Origin of the sequence: Corynebacterium sp. HMSC036D02 (genome assembly GCF_001836165.1) — a bacterium.
Lineage (GTDB): Bacteria > Actinomycetota > Actinomycetes > Mycobacteriales > Mycobacteriaceae > Corynebacterium.
In genome coordinates, this window is record NZ_KV827648.1 from 119,740 (window position 1) to 135,008 (window position 15,269).

Consider the following 15,269-nt stretch of genomic DNA (forward strand, 5'->3'; position numbering starts at 1 on the left):
GCGATGAAAACTAACGCCAGCCCATCGTCATCAACAGACCGATGATGGCCAGGCCGAAGCCGATGCCGTAATTCCACGGTCCCAGCTCCTGCATGAACGGAATGGACTCGCCGGCCAGGTAGTTCACCACCAGCCAGAGCAGGCCGAGGAGCATGAGGCCCAGCATGATGGCGATGTACCACTTCGGGGTGCCCTCAGAGTTGATCTTGACCGGGGTGCGGTTAGTAGCAGAGCTGGAGGACTGCGGGAGTGCAGAGCCCTCCGTCGTGATCTTGGACTTTGGCATTATTACACCTTCACGAAGAATAGGGGTGGTTAATCTGTGAGATACCTTAGCAGCTGCGGCAATGAGAGCTACTGCGGCAGCAGTGCTGCCGGGTCAAACTCCCAGAACCGGACCTGGATGGTCTCATCCTTGCGGATGACATCGCCGCGGCTTGCCGACGCCCATCCGATCTTGTTGCTGTCGATCGGGTTAGACGTTGGGATGCGTTCGCCCACGTCGAGGGAACCGGACCAGCCCTTGGCACGCAGCGCGGATTCGGCTGCCTGCTGCGTGGAATGCGTAATATCCGGTGCCTGGATGAGCATCGAGTTGGAGACTTCCAGGGTGACCTGGCTGCCCTTGGGTAACTTCTGGCCCTGCTCGACAACCCTGAGCACCTGGTTCTCCGGCAGCTCAGAATCCACCGAATGCACGGTGACGTCAAAGTCCATGGAGGACAGCATGTCCACTGCGCGATCACGATCCATGCCGCTGACGTCTGGGACGCTGACTTCCTTCTGGCCCTTGGACACTGTGACGCGTACCTTCGAACCCTTGGATAGCTGCGCGCCGCCCGCTGGGTTCTGGGAAATGATCTCGCCCGCGGGTGCCTCATCATTCACCTGCTCCACGTCGGTATTCAGCTCTAAGCCGGCTTCCTCCAGCGCAGTGGTAGCTTCATCCAGCTTCATGCCGGTGATATCAGGGACCTCGGTGACCTCTTTGCCAGAGGATACTGTCAGCGTGACCGAAGAATTCTTCTGCAGCTCTGATCCTTCCGCCGGGTTGACGCGGATGACCTTGCCGCGCGGCACATCGGGGCTGGGTTCTTCGTTGACGGTCACCAGCAGACCAAGCTTTTCCAGCTCTTCGACCGCTTCATTGCGCGGGCGGTTGGCCACCTTCGGGACAGTGACCATGTTCGCGCGCTGAGCTGCTTCATGCTGCTCCTGTTCGCGCTCGCGGGCCTCTTGGCGGGAGCTATCCCAGAAATCCCAGGCAAAGTAGCCAATGATGGCGATGAGGGAAGCGGCGAGCAAGGCCGCCAGCCACTTCAAGCCCGATCCGGATTCCTCGTCCTCCGAAGGGCGGGTGGAGGCCACCGGCGCACGGTGTTGTGCGGCTACGGGTGCCACCATCGTGGTGGGGTGATCTTCGTCGTTGACGTGGGAGCGCGCCGCCTCCGGCAGCTGGCCCTGCGCCAAACGGTCAAGGTCATCGCCCATCTCCCAGGCGGATTGGTAGCGATCCGCCGGGTGCTTGGCCATTGCCGTGAGCACGACGGCGTCGACGCCAAGACGCTCTCTCTCCGTGAGCTCTTCGTCGATGAGCTCCGAGGGGGGCGTTGGATCCTCCTGCACGTGCTGGTAGGCCACAGCGAAGGGCGTTTCACCTTCAAACGGGGTGCGCCCAGTGACCGTTTCATACATGACGCAGCCGAGAGCGTAGACGTCGGAGCGGGCGTCGGCAGGCTTGCCACGGGCCTGTTCCGGGGAAAGATACTGCGCAGTACCGATGACAGCAGAGGTCTGCGTCATCGCCGACGTGGAATCATCCAGCGCGCGGGCGATGCCGAAGTCCATGACCTTCACTTGGCCTGTGTTGGTCAGCATGATGTTGGCCGGCTTGATATCGCGGTGGATGATGCCGGCCTCATGGGAGGACTGGAGGGCCTCCGCCACCGGCTTGAGCACGCGCGCGGCCTCCGCCACCGACATGGGGCCATCCTCTCGGACGATGTCGCGCAAGGTGCGGCCCTGCACGTATTCCATGACGATATACGGCACCATCAGGCCGTCGACGTCCTTTTCACCGGTATCGAAGACAGCAACGATGTTCGGGTGGTTGAGTTTGCCGGAGTTCTGGGCCTCGCGGCGGAAGCGCTCACGGAAGTTAACGTCGCGCGCCATGTCGGGGCGCAGCATCTTGATGGCGACGGTGCGCCCCAAGACGGAGTCTTCGGCCTCGTAGACCTCGGACATGCCGCCGGAGCCGATGGACTGGCGGAGGTGGTACCGATCACTGACCATGGCGGGTTACTGGCCTCCCTGTAGTGCGGATTCTTCGGTGGGGTTGTTCTGTGAGTCTAGTTCGGGTTCGGGCAGCGTGTTGTCATCGACCTGCGGTTGCGTCTCCTCCGGAGGGAGCGTCGGCAGATCGTGTTGGGTGGTCCGCTGCGCGGTCGTGGGCGGGGAGGGAATGACTGAGTGCGTCGTGGTGACGGTGACTTGAGTAGGTTCCTCTTCCACAGTGGTAATCTCAACGGTCTCAGGGGCTTCCTTTTCCTCTTCTTCCGTTGTTTCCGGCTCCACGGTTTCGGTCACAATGACCTCCGTTGGCGTGGGCTGTGGGGTCGGTGTCGTGTTCCCCCACAGCCTATAAGCCATGAACCCGATCGCCACGAGGGCCGCGATAGCCACCGCGATGAGCAAACCAGTGCCGAAACCTCCCTGCTTGGAGGGGCGCTCCTCCGTCTGGGCTGCAGAAACGGCCGGACGCACCGTGGTGGGGTGCGCCATGTTGGCCAGCATTTCAGTGGACGCGGAAGGAGAAGGTTCAGCGGCGATGGGAGCCAAGGCCGCGGACTTCGGCTGCGGTGGACGCTGGCCTTGGCGCACGGCGGAGATCGCGTTGGTGAACTCGTTGCCGTCGGCGAAGCGGGTGCCCGGGTCCTTGCGCAGAGCCATGCCGATCAGTTCACGGGTGGGCGCGCTAATCGACGTCGACAAGGGCTCCGGCGCCTGGCTAATGTGCGCCAGCGCCACCGAGACTGAGGAATCGCCGCTAAAGGGGCGTTTTCCGGCCAGCATTTCATAGCCCACGACACCGAGCGAATAGACGTCAGACGACGGGCCAACCTCGTAGCCCTGGGCCTGCTCGGGGGAGACGTACTGGGCGGTGCCGACGACCATGCCGGTGCGGGTAAGAGGCACAGCGGCGGCGGCTTTGGCGATGCCAAAATCGGTGATCTTGACCTGCCCATTCTGGGTGATCATGAGGTTGCCGGGCTTGATATCGCGGTGCACAAGTCCCATGTGGTGGATCACGGACAGGCCGTGGGAGGCCTGCTCCATGACGTCGAGCGCCAGTGTCTCCGGGAGTGCGCCCTCGCGCGCCAGCAGGTCCGCCAGGGATTCGCCGCGAACATACTCCAGGGCCATGTAGCAAAAGGTGCGGCCGTTGTCCTCGAGCTCGCGGTAGTCGTAGGTAGCCACGACATTGTCGGAATCGATGGATTCCGCGGCCTTGGCTTCGTTGCGGAAGCGAGAGAGGAACTCATTGTTATCGGAGAACTCTGGGCGCAGGACCTTGAGTGCGACCTCGCGGTCGTTGCGCACGTCATCCGCCAGCCACACAGTGGACATGCCGCCGTGGCCGACGATCCACTGCAGCTGGTAGTCCCCGCCGATCAGCGCTTGGAGGTGCTCCTTGTTATCTGCGCTATTCACTACTGCTCACCTCCGTATGCGCGCAAGATGGCGCGACCGATGGGGGCGGAAACCTGGCCGCCGGTTGCGCCTTCACCAAGGTGTCCGCCATCTTTGACCACGACGCCGACTGCGATGTCCTTGTCCGGGTCGAAAGCCACGTACCACGCGTGCGGGGCAAGGCCCTCGCCGTGCTCCGCGGTACCGGTCTTGGAGGCGAAACCGTTGCCGTCGAAGCCAAAGGTGTTGCGCTCGGAGGCGAACATGAGGTCCTTGATCGTATTGGCCGTTTCTTCATTCACGGCTTCAGCGGCCTGACGCGGTTTGGTGGCGCGTAGTTCCTTCATCTGGGCATCGGTGATGCGGTTGACCAGGTAGGGCTCCATACGCTTGCCGTTGTTGGCGATGGTGCCGGCCATGATCGCTGCCTGGAGCGCTGACATGGTCACGTCGCGCTGACCGATGGCGGATTGGGCGACTTGGGCGCCGTCGCTAAGCTCGCCGAGCGCTCCGGCGGACGTGCCTACGCCCAGGGAGTACCTCTCACCCACGCCGAAGCCTTCGGCGTACTTGCGCAGCTCATCGGCGCCGATGCTCTCCGACATCTGCACAAAGGCCGTGTTGCAGGACAATGCGAAGGCCGTCTGCAGCGTCACGCTTTCCGCGCCGCCGCAGGACTGGTTGCCGTAGTTGGTCAGTTCCGTGACGGTATCGGGCAGCGTAATGGACGCCGCGCCGGTCAGCGTGGAGTTCGGCTCGAAACCGTTGTTGAGACCAGCGGCGGTGGTGATGATCTTAAAAATTGAGCCCGGGGGCAGGGTGTCCTGTGCAGCATGGTTAACCAGCGGCGTGCCCTCCTGGTTCTGCAGCTGTTCCCACCTCTCGTTGGCGTTATCACCGAGGAGGTCGGACACGTTAAAGCTCGGGGTGGAGGCCATGGCCAAGATCTTGCCCGTCGAGGGCTGGATAGCAACGGCCGCGCCGTTATAGCCCGGTCCAGCGAGCTGGTCGTAGGCGGCCTGCTGCAGGGCGGGATCGATGGTGACCTCCACGTTCGCGCCCATCTGGGGCTTGCCGGAGAGCACATCGAGCCAGTTGCGCGCCAACAGCGAATCATCCTTGCCGTTGAGGATGTCATTCTGGGAGGCCTCCAGCTGCGAGGCTCCGAAGCGCTCTGAGAGGTAGCCGGTGATGTTGGCGAAGGCCGGGGAGTCGGCGGGGTAGGAGCGGGAGTAGTTGCCCTCGGCGTCGGCCGTGGACTGCGCCAGGACCGTGTTGCCGGCGAAAATCTGGCCGCGCGGAGTCGTGCGCATTTCCAAAAAACCGCGGACATTCTTGGGGTTATGGGCGTATTTATCGGTGGAAAACGCCTGTACCACCGTGAGGTTCACGAGGAGTATGGCGGTAAGTATCAGGGAAAAGAGGGCCACGAGGCGGATCGATCGGTTCATCGGCTTGCCTCCTGGATGGCAGGGAACATAGATGTGTCAGTGGGTGCGTTTGAGCTCAGCTCACGCGCCGGGCGGCGGGCCGCGTTCGAGATCCGCAGCAGGATGGCCAGCAGCATGTAGTTAGCCATGAGAGAGGAACCACCCGCAGACATGAACGGCGTGGTCAAGCCCGTCATGGGCAGCAGCGCGGAGATACCGCCGGTGACGACGAAGACCTGCACAGCCAAGGTGAGCGAGAGGCCTGAGGAAACCAGCTTGCCATAGGTATCACGGCAGGTCAGCGCGGTGCGGAAGCCGCGGGAGACGAGCATGGCAAAGAGGACAAGCACAGCGGTAAGGCCAATGAGGCCGAACTCCTCACCGATGCCAGCCAGGATGAAGTCGGAGTGCGCCACCGGAACCATGTCCGGATGCCCCTGGCCTAGGCCGGTGCCGGTAATGCCGCCGGAGGACATGCCGAAGAGTGCTTGGGAGAGCTGGTAGCCGGTGGAATCATAATTGGCCAGCGGATCCAAGAAATTGGAGAAGCGCTGTTGGATCTTCTCCGATATCTGGTAGATGCCGAAGCCACCGACGCCCACGAGGATGACGCCAATGAGTAGCCAGCTCACGCGGTTGGTGGCCATGAAGAGCATTCCGAGCACGGTGCTAAAAAGCAGCAGGGCTGGGCCGAAGTCATTGGAAATACCCATGATGACAATGGCAATACCCCAGATCACCAGGATGGGAGCGAGATCCCGCAGGCGCGGCAGTGAAATGCCGAGGAACTTGTAGCCAGCCACCGTAAACAGCGAACGCTTCTGGGTCAGCAGCATGGCGAAGAACAGGATCAACAGGATCTTGGAAAACTCACCCGGCTGGATGGAAAATGGCCCGAGCCACAGCCAGATGCGGGCGTCCACGCCCGGGGGCTGCGGCCACACGAGTGGCAACGCGAGGAGGATGAGGCCAAGCGCGCCCAGGATATAGGAGTATCGGGTGAGCGAGCGGTGATCACGCAGGAGAACCAGCACCAGCGCGAAGAGGATGAGGCCCACGATGGTCCACATCACCTGCCGCACCGCCAGGCCGCCGCCATTCGCCAGGTCGAGGCGCTGCAACAAGATGAGTCCAGTACCGTTGAGCACCGCGACGATGGGCAGCATGAGCTGATCCGCGTAGGGTGCGAGGAAGCAGAGCACCAAGTGAGCGACGGCGAAGACGCCGATGAAACCGCCGATGAGGTAGAGGACATCGAGGGTCAGCACGTTGCCCTGCGACAACTCGAGGCTGACCAGGGTGATGGCGAAGACCACGGTGGCGAGCACGAGCAGGCCGAACTCGGTGCCGCGGGAAAAGAACTTACTCATCTACTTCACCTCCCGGCAGTTTCCTTTGGATTCGCTCTTGGCATCTTTGTTTTTCTCGTCCTTCGACGCCTTCGGGCAGGGCTTGAGCGCCTTGTCCGAAAGCTGCGAAAGCTGCGTTTGCACCTCGTCATAAGAACCGGAGGGCAGATTGCCCACGGCAGCGCGTTCGGATTCGGGCAAATCCTTCAGCGCGAACGGTGCGAAATCACCGTCGCAGGCGCCGTGCCCCAACTTGAGCGCGTTCTCCTTGCTCAAGCAGGCATTTTGATACGTGTGGTGTAGCGGGCGGCCGAAGATCTCATAGTCCGCGCCTTCTTGGATGGTGAGGACGCCCTCTTCATCCGTGGCCACGTAATAGTTATTGCTCAGATAATTCTTCATCCAGAGTCCGCCGCTGATGACGAGCACGATGATGATGGCAAGGCACGCAATGACCTTCCACCCAATCCGGCTTCGCTGGGGCCGCCGCTGTGGTTCGTCCTGAGGCTCCTCCTCAGCGGCCTGCGCTTTTGGGGGCGAGATCAGCTTGGCAGCACGGCTCGCGGAGGAATCCGGGTGTGTTGGCTCCGGGACGACGCCCTGGATCGCGCCCACGGTCACTGGGGCGTTCTCATCACCCTCTCCCTCCACGACCTCTGCCACCACGATGGTGACGTTGTCCGGGCCGCCGGAGCGCAGCGCCAGATCCCGCAGGGTGGTGGCGGCCTCTTCGACCGTGCCCTGCTTCAGCGCCTGCTCGATGGTAGAGGCCGTCACTGGATCCGAGAGGCCATCCGAGCACAACAGGAGGCGGTCGCCCGGTTTAGCATCGAGCATGAAGAGCGTCGGCTCCACGGGCCGGCCGGTATAGGCCTTGAGAATCAGTGACTTCTGCGGGTGGGATGACACATCTTCTGGGTCGAGCTTGCCCTCATCCACCAGGGACTGCACATAGGTGTCATCCTTGGTGATCTGGGTCAGCTTGCCCTCACGCAGCCGGTAGCCGCGGGAATCACCCACGTGGCACACGCCGAACTCCGAGCCGTTAAAGAGCAGGGCGGTCAGCGTGGTGCCCATGCCCTCGGTCTCCGGGTGCTCGTCCACGTGCTCGCGGATTGCTGCATTGGCATCTTCTGCCGCCGCGCCGAGCAGGGCCAGCATGTCATTATCACCCGGATCCCGCTCGAGGGAGGCCATGTGTTCCACCATGGTGGTGGAGGCGACCTCGCCGGCGGCGTGTCCACCCATGCCGTCGGCAAGCACCAGCAGGTGCGGGCCCGCGTGGGCGGAATCCTCATTGTTTTCGCGGACCAATCCGCGGTCCGTCACTGCAGTAAAAGTCAGGCTTAAAGTCATGCCATCAACCTCACGGTCGTTCGGCCAAGTTTGATATCGGAGCCGACTCCGACTCGTTCTGGCTGGTCAATGCGAACGCCACCAACAAAGGTGCCGTTGCGGGATTCGAGGTCCTCCACGAACCACTCGCTGCCCCTGCGGAACAGGCGGGCGTGGTGGCCGGAGGAGAAATCATCACCAGTGACAAAGTCACAGTCCTGTGCGCGGCCCATCGTACAGTCTTCGAGCGTGCCCAGTTCCATGTGGGAACCGCGCAGCGGCCCGTCCACGATGGCGATCTCACGCGGCGCTTCGCGACGCCTCTGGGATCCCTTCACCGGGGACGATGCTTGGTAGACGCCGGCAGCCTTGTTGGCGTCGCGGCGCATGGCGTTGAGCGCGACCAAGATAAACAGCCACAGCAACACCAGCAGGCCGATGCGCAGCGAGAGCAGCACGATCGAATCCATGGAAAATCCTTACGCTAAAAATCTATAATCGTTGCCGGGGTGGTTTAATAGCCTTGGTTCTCGAGGCCGGTGATGCGTACCTCGATGTGGGAGTGGCCGAGGGTGATCACGTCGCCGTCGGCAAGCAGCCAGTTCTCAATAGGGGTGTCGTTCACGGTGGTGCCGTTCGTGGATTGCAGGTCCACCAGCACGGCGTCCTGGCCGTTCCAGGTGATCTCCGCGTGCTGGCGGGAGACACCGGTATCCGGCAGGCGCAGGTCCGCGTCATTGCTGCGGCCCAGGATGTTGGAGCCCTCCTGCACGTGGTAGACGCGGGAGGAACCGTCCTGCAGCATGAGCGTCACCGCGGGGCCCTGCGGTGCAGGCTCGTTCGGGGTGGGAGCCATAAAGGCGGTGGTTGCGGCCTCATCGGCGTTGTGCGGCTGGGTCATAGAGTCCTCCTGACCATGGTCGTGGTGGAAAATCGCATCAAATCCGGTTTCTTCGGTGGGCTCGTGATCCAAAAAGGAGGACACGCGCAACTGCCCAGTCCGCAGTCCCGACTCCTCCGCGATGCGTACGATGACCGGCCCGGCGAGGGACCAGCCACTGTTACGGATGAAGCGGGTGAGCTGATCAGCTAGATCCTTGGGAACACCCCGGTCTTGGGAGAGGTTCTCGATATCTTTGGAGGATACGCCGACGGTCATGACGTTGGGGCTATACAGCTTGCCATCATCACCGCGGGACAAATTGTCCTGCGCCTCCTGCTTGAGAAGCTCCTCAATCTCAGCGGGGACGACCTTACCGCCGAAGACAAAGGCCATGCCGTTGTCCAGTCCGCGTTGCAGGGAAGAATCCAGCTTGGCGAGCTTATCTAGCAATGCCATAGGAAGGGCCGTCCTCCTTTCGGGATGTTTTCAGGGAGAGATATAGCAGCGATCAGTATAGGGTGCTTTCCTTGACTTAACGTAGACGCGCGCGGCAAAGTTCCCTGGAAAGTTCAGGTTTGCCAGCGGATTTGTAGATTCGCTGGGGCTGCGTGCTAAAGTTAGCTAGTCGCCAAGACATCAATACCCTGCCCGGGTGGCGGAATTGGCAGACGCGCTGGCTTCAGGTGCCAGTGTCCTTATAGGACGTGCGGGTTCAAGTCCCGCCCCGGGCACGCTGAGCAGTTGAACAAACTGCGACACCGGAGGTAACAAACTCGAAAGGGTTCGTGACCTTCGGTTTCTTTGTTTTTCTGAATTTTGGCGGTCGAGGATTAAAAGTGTGGGGATTTACATCCTAAATCCCGCCCGAGCCGGTCGACACGTCTTTCGAATTTTGTTTTCGATGGTGTCAACAAGTCATCTTGATCTGGCACCCTTCTTTTGAGTTTCGGTTTATTGTGTAGGCAGTCAGTCCGAGGCTTGATGTTTGCTTAGGTTTGGTTGGCAGGGTCGAGAGGATAATAGTTTTATTGCATGATCTCGATCTCGTAGTTCGATTTGGGACCGGGCCATTACTTTCGGTGGATCTCTGCTGCGCCCATAGGCCAAGCAGTTTTAGGGGTTCGTTGTACGGGAAAGCTGGTGTGCCTAAACCATCCTTGACTTGAGATCCTACTTAGGGTCACTTGGAATCCTCCAACTGAGGTGTTTCCCGGGTGTTGGAGGATTTCCTAGTCGTTGAATCCTGATCTAGGAGTTAATCGACTGGGCTGACGCGGATAAGGTTTCCATCAGGGTCGGCAACAACGAAGGTGCGGCCGAAGACATCATCGTAGGGTGGCTGCACAATTTGGATTCCTTTCGATTTCCATAGACGGTATGTCTCATCGATGCGGCTTGCCGGTCCATCCAGCATCAAACCTATTTCGCTCGTTCGCGGTGTCTGTTTCTCCATGTGGGTGTTATGGCCGGTCCACACAGCAAACAGGACATCCTTTGAAATCTCGAATGCTACATATCGAGGACTGATGAACGATGGCTGCATATCGAATAAGTCGCTGTAGAAGGCAGTCGAGATCTCTGTATCGGAGACATAGGTTAGGAAAAGATTGGGGGTTGGCATCGCCATTCTCCTTTCGGTGAGTGGTGTTGTTTACGTGGACGCAGTGCATTGGAGCAAACAAACCTGACAAGGAGTGTCATATTCCGGAAAATATTGTGGTTCCAGTGATAATTACGGCATGAGATCGGCGCGCTTGTTGTCTATGCTCTTGCTATTGCAAACCCGAGGCCGTGCTACGTCTGCCGAGCTGGCTTCGCATTTCGAGGTTTCCCAGCGCACAATACTGCGTGACGTTGATGCACTCTCGGCCGCAGGAATACCTGTTTATACGGAGCAAGGTATGCATGGTGGGATTGTGCTCGATAGGCGCGCTCGATTGAACGCTTCTCGATTGGATCCGACTGAGATTCAGCTGATGAGGATTCTTGGCGTCGGGGCAGATTCACTCGCACACTTGGGGTTTGGCCAAGACATCGCCCTGCTGCAGAAGAAAATGAACGCAGTCTCATTCTCTAAAGCGTCCGATACTCATAATTTGGAAGAAAAGGTCCTACTTGATTCCAGTGGCTGGTTTAGCAATGAAACCCAAAACGACTTAGAAGAGTTGCTAGAGGCTGTACGGAAAGAAGCTCGAATTGAGGTGTCCTATCGCCGAAGCGGGGACAAGAAGCAACAACGTGCTGTGGCTGATCCTTATGGGCTTGTACACAAGGGTAGAAGTTGGTACTTGGTCGTCGATATCGATGGGGAACCAAGGATGTTGGCAGTCTCGCGTTTAGAAACCTTTCGAGTTTTAGGTCAAGCTGCTCAGCTTCGTCCAGGGCAAAGTTTGGCAAGGGTGTGGGCGCAGCTCGTTGAGCAATTAGAAGAAGACATGCCAGTTCGAATCACCGCACTTCTTCGAGCGACTCGGCTTGATATGGCATCTCGTATTTTGGGATCACGGCTTATCCATTATGAACCCGTGGACGAAAACTTTGTCCGTATCGTGGTGGGATATGCGGATATTCAGGGGGTAAGGCAATTGCTTCAGTTTGGGGACCACATCTGGGTCACTGATCCCCCGGAAGCAGTAAAAATCACTGCTGATCTAGCTAATGAACTTGCGAAACGACATAGTGGGACCACAAATCCTGAATCGTAGAGACCGAAGATGGGCACTGGGATGCCGTCGTAACAGGCCTGCTGAAAACGGTAAGAGGTGCGCTAACAATCTAGGAGCTCTCGTGGATCTTATGATTGGAGAAAAGTAAGTAACGATGGCTTTCGCTTCACTCGCAGGGTGGTGGAGTAAGGGCTTTGGAGGTTCAGAGCGCCTTCAAGGCGGGCGAGGGCCTCTTACCACTGGTGAAGCCGCAGCGTAGTGCGGGCATCTTAGCCGGTCTACAATCTTCCCACTTCACATTGAGGGTCTTTACCATGACGATTCTGTGTGATCTACCAAGGGTGTGAGAGCAGGTTTACATGTCACTCATGAGAATTCAGGTGAGCACGACTTAGAGGTTGAGGTACGCAAAATATTTCGGCCATAGTGATCGCCCGATAGAGGTAGCACCCCCTGCCGCCGATCCGGATATAGGTCTCACCACCCGCCAGGAACTGGCCTGCCAGTCAGGTACCTGTCGGTACCACCGTGTTTGCTTGTCCAGCTCAGGGGCGTATTTCTGGACCCAGCGGTAGATCGTGGTTGATCAACCGGCAAACCCCGCTGAAGTCATCATTTCCTCCAAGTCTCGGTAGCTCACCCCTAGCGGCAGTACCACCGCACTGCCCACAGAATGATGTCACGGGGGAAATGACGACCGGAGAAGATACCCATGGCTGTGATTATTTCACGTCGCTCTTCCTACTGCCCCAACTTTGCAACAGCACCCAAAGCCCTGGAATGAACTCCTGTCACCAGGGTCATTCCAGGGCATATTTCCCTGACTAAGAGAAGCAGTGACACAGAAGGCCTACCTCAGCGTGGGCCCTGTGGGCGTGCAGGTTCCGTGTGTGGCTGGTTTGCTTCGGCATGGTCGGCAGCGATTGATGACCGACTCTGGAGCGGGTGCCTTGTCTGGTCTCGCGGTTCAGGGTAGGTGGACTATTCGGCGGGTTGGATCTCGCTCTCGGTGACCCACTTGTGGTTGGTCATCGTCATCCCGTCGACGGTGAGATCAACCATGTAGACCGTCTCCTCGGTGGAGTAATCGATGGTGGCCTCAGCACCCTTCATGCCGGACATGTGCTCGGCATCCAGGACAACGCTTGCCCCGTCGGGCAGGGGGGCCTGACCCGGATCGACGAGCTCCTCATGGACGACCCAGCGGTGGTCGGTAACCGGGGCCCCACCCTCGGTGGGGGTGTAGCTGACCGAATAGGTCGTGGTGTCAAACGCCCCGGAAATGGTGGCTGTGGCCCCGTCCATGCCGGGCATGTGGTCAGCGGTGAGGATGACCTCGGTGCCCACCGGGTACGTGGGATCCTCGGCCTCTTCAATGCCTGCCGGCGGTGCCCCGCCGTCGGCAGGGTGGTCGTGCCCGCCGTGCTCTTCGTCGGCAGTGGTGGTGTCTTCCTGATGGGTCTCGTTGGTCTCTGCGGTTGCCGTCGTGGTGCTGGTGGTGTCGGCATCGTCGGAGTTGTCGGTGGCGTCGCTGCAGGCGGTCAGCGCCAGGGTGGAGGTCAGTACCAAGGCGGCGAGGGTAATGCTGCGTTTCATGAGCGTTCCTTTCAAAGGTGGTGTGAGTTAGGGGTCGAGAGACAAGGTCAGTCAGTAACGGTTACGGGGGATATCGACCCACTGTGTTCCTCCTTCCCGTCGGTCGGAGCCAGGTGAGCCGGATCCAGATCAATGCGGCGCAACAGCTGGGCGTTCAGGGCCACCACGATGGTCGAGGCAGACATCAAGATCGCGCCCACGGCCGGGGACAGCACGAACCCGATCGAGGCGAGCACTCCGGCGGCCAACGGCACGGCGAGGATGTTGTAGCCAGAGGCCCAGATCAGGTTCTGGATCATCTTGCGATAGCTGGCCTGGGACAGCTCAATCATCGACAGCACTGCCCGCGGGTCATCACTGGCTAGGACCACCCCGGCAGATTCCATGGCCACATCCGTGCCGGCACCGATGGCGATACCGACTTCCGCGCGGGTCAGAGCGGGGGCGTCATTGACACCGTCACCGACCATGGCCACGCTCAAACCCCGGTCCTGCAACTGCGTGACCTTGGTGTCTTTGTCCTGGGGCAGGACCTCGGCGAAGACCTCATCAATGCCTAAGTCCTGACCGACGGCGTGGGCCACCTGCTGGGCGTCGCCGGTGATCATCGCGACCTTCACCCCGCGGTCCTGGAGGGCTTTCACGGCGGCGCGGGATTCGGGGCGGATCTTGTCCTCGACGGCCACCGCACCGATGATCTGACCGTCGCGGACAATATGGAGCACACCGGCCCCACGCTCGGTCCAGGCACTGGTGGCGTCGGTGAGCTCGGCCGGGGTGGTGAGGTTGAACTCGCGCAGCATGTTCGGCCCGCCCACGAGGATCTCAGCGCCATCGACAGTGGCCCGGACCCCCCGGCCGGAGGCGGCGTTGAAACCAGTTGCACGGATTTGCCGACCGGAGGCCTCGGGATGGGCGGCCGCAGCCGCCACGATGGCGCGGGCCACGGGGTGCTCGCTGTCGGCCTCCGCGGCGGCGGCCAGGGCCAGCAGCTCGCCCTCGGTGACGCCGGCAGCTGCCGCGACACCGGTTACCGCGTGCGCACCCTCGGTCAGGGTGCCGGTTTTGTCGAAGAGCACCACGTCGATGGTGCGCATCCGCTCGAGCGCCATCCGGTCCTTGATGAGCACCCCGGATTTCGCGGCCCGCTCGCTGGAGATCGCAATGACCAGCGGAATCGCCAGGCCCAGGGCATGCGGGCAGGCGATGACCAGCACCGTGACCGTGCGCACCACGACATCGTCCGGGCTGCCGATGATGGTCCACACCACCGCGGTGATCAGAGCGGAGATCAGCGCGAACCAGAACAACAACGCCGCCGCCCGATCCGCCAGGGCCTGGGCCCGGGAGGAGGACTCCTGGGCGTCGGCAACCATGCGTTGGATCCCAGCCAAGGCGGTGTCCCCGCCGGTAGCCTCCACCCGGATGCGGACGGTGTTGTCGGTGGCCACGGTACCGGCGACCACCTTGTCACCGGTGTCGCGGAAGACGGGACGGGATTCGCCGGTGATCATCGCCTCATCGAATTCGGCGGCTCCGTCGAGGATGGTTCCGTCGGCCGGCACCCGGGCACCGGCCCTCACCAGCACGACGTCGTCGACGACCAGGTCGGAGATGGCCACGGTGCGGGTGGTTCCGTCGATGACTTTCTCGGCCTCATCCGGCAGCAGGGCAGCCAGCGCGTCAAGCGCGGAGGACGCGGCCCCGAGAGCGGACATCTCCAGCCAGTGGCCCAGCAGCATGATGGTCACCAGCAGGGCCAGCTCCCACCAGAAGTCCAGCTCAAAACCGCCCAGCCCCCGAGTGGTGACCCAGGAGGCGACAAACGCCACGGTGATGGCCATGGCGATCAGGAGCATCATCCCGGGTTGGTGGGATTTCAATTCTCTCCATCCGCCCTTGAGGAAAGGCGTTCCGCCGTAGACGAAGATGATCGTGCCCAGCACCGGGGGGATCCAGGTGGATCCGGGGAATGCCGGGAGTTGGTAGCCGAGCAGCTGGGCGACCATGGGGCTGAAAATAACGACGGGAATGGACAGAATCAGCGACCACCAGAAGCGGTCCCGAAACATTGCGGTGCTGTGTCCGGCGTGTTCGCCGTGACCATGAACGTGGTGGTCTTCGTCCAGGGCGGAGTGCGGGTGATCGTGGGGCATCGCCTGGCCGTGGGTGTCGGCATGTGCGTGGTGTTCGTGGCTGGCATGATCCGGGTGGTGGGTGTGGTCTGTTTCCGGAGCGGGGTGATCACCATGGTGATCACCCGAATGGTGGGGAGTGCTCATGACGTTCCTTTCGCTCAACCCGGTCGGGGTCGAGA

12 protein-coding genes, 1 tRNA gene and 1 pseudogene are annotated in these 15,269 nt (G+C 60.8%); 2 read left to right on the top strand and 12 right to left on the bottom strand.

Going from position 1 to position 15,269, the window contains the following annotated elements:
• Positions 1-10 precede the first annotated feature (10 nt).
• The 8 genes from crgA to HMPREF2743_RS00710 all read right to left on the bottom strand — a co-directional run bounded on the left by crgA (position 11) and on the right by HMPREF2743_RS00710 (position 9,146).
• Positions 11-286 (bottom strand): cell division protein CrgA, encoded by a 276-nt coding sequence (gene crgA / locus HMPREF2743_RS00675; RefSeq protein ID WP_010188168.1) that lies wholly within the window; start codon positions 284-286, stop codon positions 11-13.
• 68 nt (positions 287-354) lie between these two features.
• Positions 355-2,295 (bottom strand): Stk1 family PASTA domain-containing Ser/Thr kinase, encoded by a 1,941-nt coding sequence (gene pknB / locus HMPREF2743_RS00680; protein ID WP_070818004.1) that lies wholly within the window; start codon positions 2,293-2,295, stop codon positions 355-357.
• A gap of 6 nt (positions 2,296-2,301) precedes the next feature.
• A complete protein-coding gene (locus HMPREF2743_RS00685; RefSeq protein ID WP_070818005.1) occupies positions 2,302-3,714 on the bottom strand; it encodes a serine/threonine-protein kinase in 1,413 nt (470 codons plus the stop codon).
• Positions 3,714-5,144 (bottom strand): penicillin-binding transpeptidase domain-containing protein, encoded by a 1,431-nt coding sequence (locus tag HMPREF2743_RS00690; RefSeq protein WP_070818006.1) that lies wholly within the window; start codon positions 5,142-5,144, stop codon positions 3,714-3,716. The genes HMPREF2743_RS00685 and HMPREF2743_RS00690 overlap by 1 nt, the downstream gene beginning before the upstream one ends.
• Positions 5,141-6,493 (bottom strand): FtsW/RodA/SpoVE family cell cycle protein, encoded by a 1,353-nt coding sequence (locus HMPREF2743_RS00695; RefSeq protein ID WP_070818007.1) that lies wholly within the window; start codon positions 6,491-6,493, stop codon positions 5,141-5,143. The genes HMPREF2743_RS00690 and HMPREF2743_RS00695 overlap by 4 nt, the downstream gene beginning before the upstream one ends.
• Entirely contained in the window at positions 6,494-7,828 is a 1,335-nt protein-coding gene (locus tag HMPREF2743_RS00700) for a PP2C family protein-serine/threonine phosphatase (RefSeq protein WP_070818008.1), read from the bottom strand.
• The gene (locus tag HMPREF2743_RS00705; protein ID WP_070818009.1) at positions 7,825-8,277 is read right to left on the bottom strand and encodes an FHA domain-containing protein FhaB/FipA; all 453 of its coding nucleotides are present in this window, start codon (positions 8,275-8,277) and stop codon (positions 7,825-7,827) included. The genes HMPREF2743_RS00700 and HMPREF2743_RS00705 overlap by 4 nt, the downstream gene beginning before the upstream one ends.
• A 44-nt stretch (positions 8,278-8,321) precedes the next feature.
• Entirely contained in the window at positions 8,322-9,146 is an 825-nt protein-coding gene (locus tag HMPREF2743_RS00710) for a DUF3662 and FHA domain-containing protein (RefSeq protein ID WP_070818010.1), read from the bottom strand.
• Positions 9,147-9,336: 190 nt separating this feature from the next.
• Between HMPREF2743_RS00710 and HMPREF2743_RS00715 the strand changes: the two genes are divergently transcribed.
• Positions 9,337-9,421, top strand: a tRNA-Leu gene (locus HMPREF2743_RS00715).
• Positions 9,422-9,945: 524 nt separating this feature from the next.
• Here HMPREF2743_RS00715 and HMPREF2743_RS00720 read toward each other — a convergent pair.
• Complete coding sequence (locus tag HMPREF2743_RS00720; protein WP_046648644.1) at positions 9,946-10,311, bottom strand: VOC family protein; 366 nt, start codon at positions 10,309-10,311, stop codon at positions 9,946-9,948.
• A gap of 118 nt (positions 10,312-10,429) precedes the next feature.
• On the opposite strand from HMPREF2743_RS00720, the gene HMPREF2743_RS00725 reads away from it, so the two are divergent.
• Positions 10,430-11,395, top strand: a complete 966-nt coding sequence (locus HMPREF2743_RS00725; protein ID WP_046648642.1) for a helix-turn-helix transcriptional regulator — start codon at positions 10,430-10,432, stop codon at positions 11,393-11,395.
• 386 nt (positions 11,396-11,781) lie between these two features.
• Here the strand turns inward: HMPREF2743_RS00725 and HMPREF2743_RS12570 are convergent.
• The 3 genes and pseudogenes from HMPREF2743_RS12570 to HMPREF2743_RS00735 all read right to left on the bottom strand — a co-directional run.
• Positions 11,782-12,070 (bottom strand): annotated as a pseudogene (locus HMPREF2743_RS12570) (IS6 family transposase); the annotation flags it as partial.
• Positions 12,071-12,337: 267 nt separating this feature from the next.
• Complete coding sequence (locus HMPREF2743_RS00730) at positions 12,338-12,952, bottom strand: YdhK family protein (protein ID WP_049151221.1); 615 nt, start codon at positions 12,950-12,952, stop codon at positions 12,338-12,340.
• Between the two features lie 47 nt (positions 12,953-12,999).
• Positions 13,000-15,234 carry a copper-translocating P-type ATPase gene (locus HMPREF2743_RS00735; protein WP_070524992.1) on the bottom strand — a complete coding sequence of 745 codons (2,235 nt, stop codon included), beginning with the start codon at positions 15,232-15,234 and terminating at the stop codon, positions 13,000-13,002.
• Positions 15,235-15,269 lie beyond the last annotated feature (35 nt).

Bases quoted from the DNA above. Each gene is read 5' to 3' on its own strand.
- HMPREF2743_RS00695 (WP_070818007.1), bottom strand. From the start codon at position 6,493: ATGAGTAAGTTCTTTTCCCGCGGCACCGAGTTCGGCCTGCTCGTGCTC.
- HMPREF2743_RS00710 (WP_070818010.1), bottom strand. From the start codon at position 9,146: ATGGCATTGCTAGATAAGCTCGCCAAGCTGGATTCTTCCCTGCAACGC.
- crgA (WP_010188168.1), bottom strand. From the start codon at position 286: ATGCCAAAGTCCAAGATCACGACGGAGGGCTCTGCACTCCCGCAGTCC.
- HMPREF2743_RS00700 (WP_070818008.1), bottom strand. From the start codon at position 7,828: ATGACTTTAAGCCTGACTTTTACTGCAGTGACGGACCGCGGATTGGTC.
- HMPREF2743_RS00730 (WP_049151221.1), bottom strand. From the start codon at position 12,952: ATGAAACGCAGCATTACCCTCGCCGCCTTGGTACTGACCTCCACCCTG.
- pknB (WP_070818004.1), bottom strand. From the start codon at position 2,295: ATGGTCAGTGATCGGTACCACCTCCGCCAGTCCATCGGCTCCGGCGGC.
- HMPREF2743_RS00690 (WP_070818006.1), bottom strand. From the start codon at position 5,144: ATGAACCGATCGATCCGCCTCGTGGCCCTCTTTTCCCTGATACTTACC.
- HMPREF2743_RS00720 (WP_046648644.1), bottom strand. From the start codon at position 10,311: ATGCCAACCCCCAATCTTTTCCTAACCTATGTCTCCGATACAGAGATC.
- HMPREF2743_RS00725 (WP_046648642.1), top strand. From the start codon at position 10,430: ATGAGATCGGCGCGCTTGTTGTCTATGCTCTTGCTATTGCAAACCCGA.
- HMPREF2743_RS00705 (WP_070818009.1), bottom strand. From the start codon at position 8,277: ATGGATTCGATCGTGCTGCTCTCGCTGCGCATCGGCCTGCTGGTGTTG.
- HMPREF2743_RS00735 (WP_070524992.1), bottom strand. From the start codon at position 15,234: ATGAGCACTCCCCACCATTCGGGTGATCACCATGGTGATCACCCCGCT.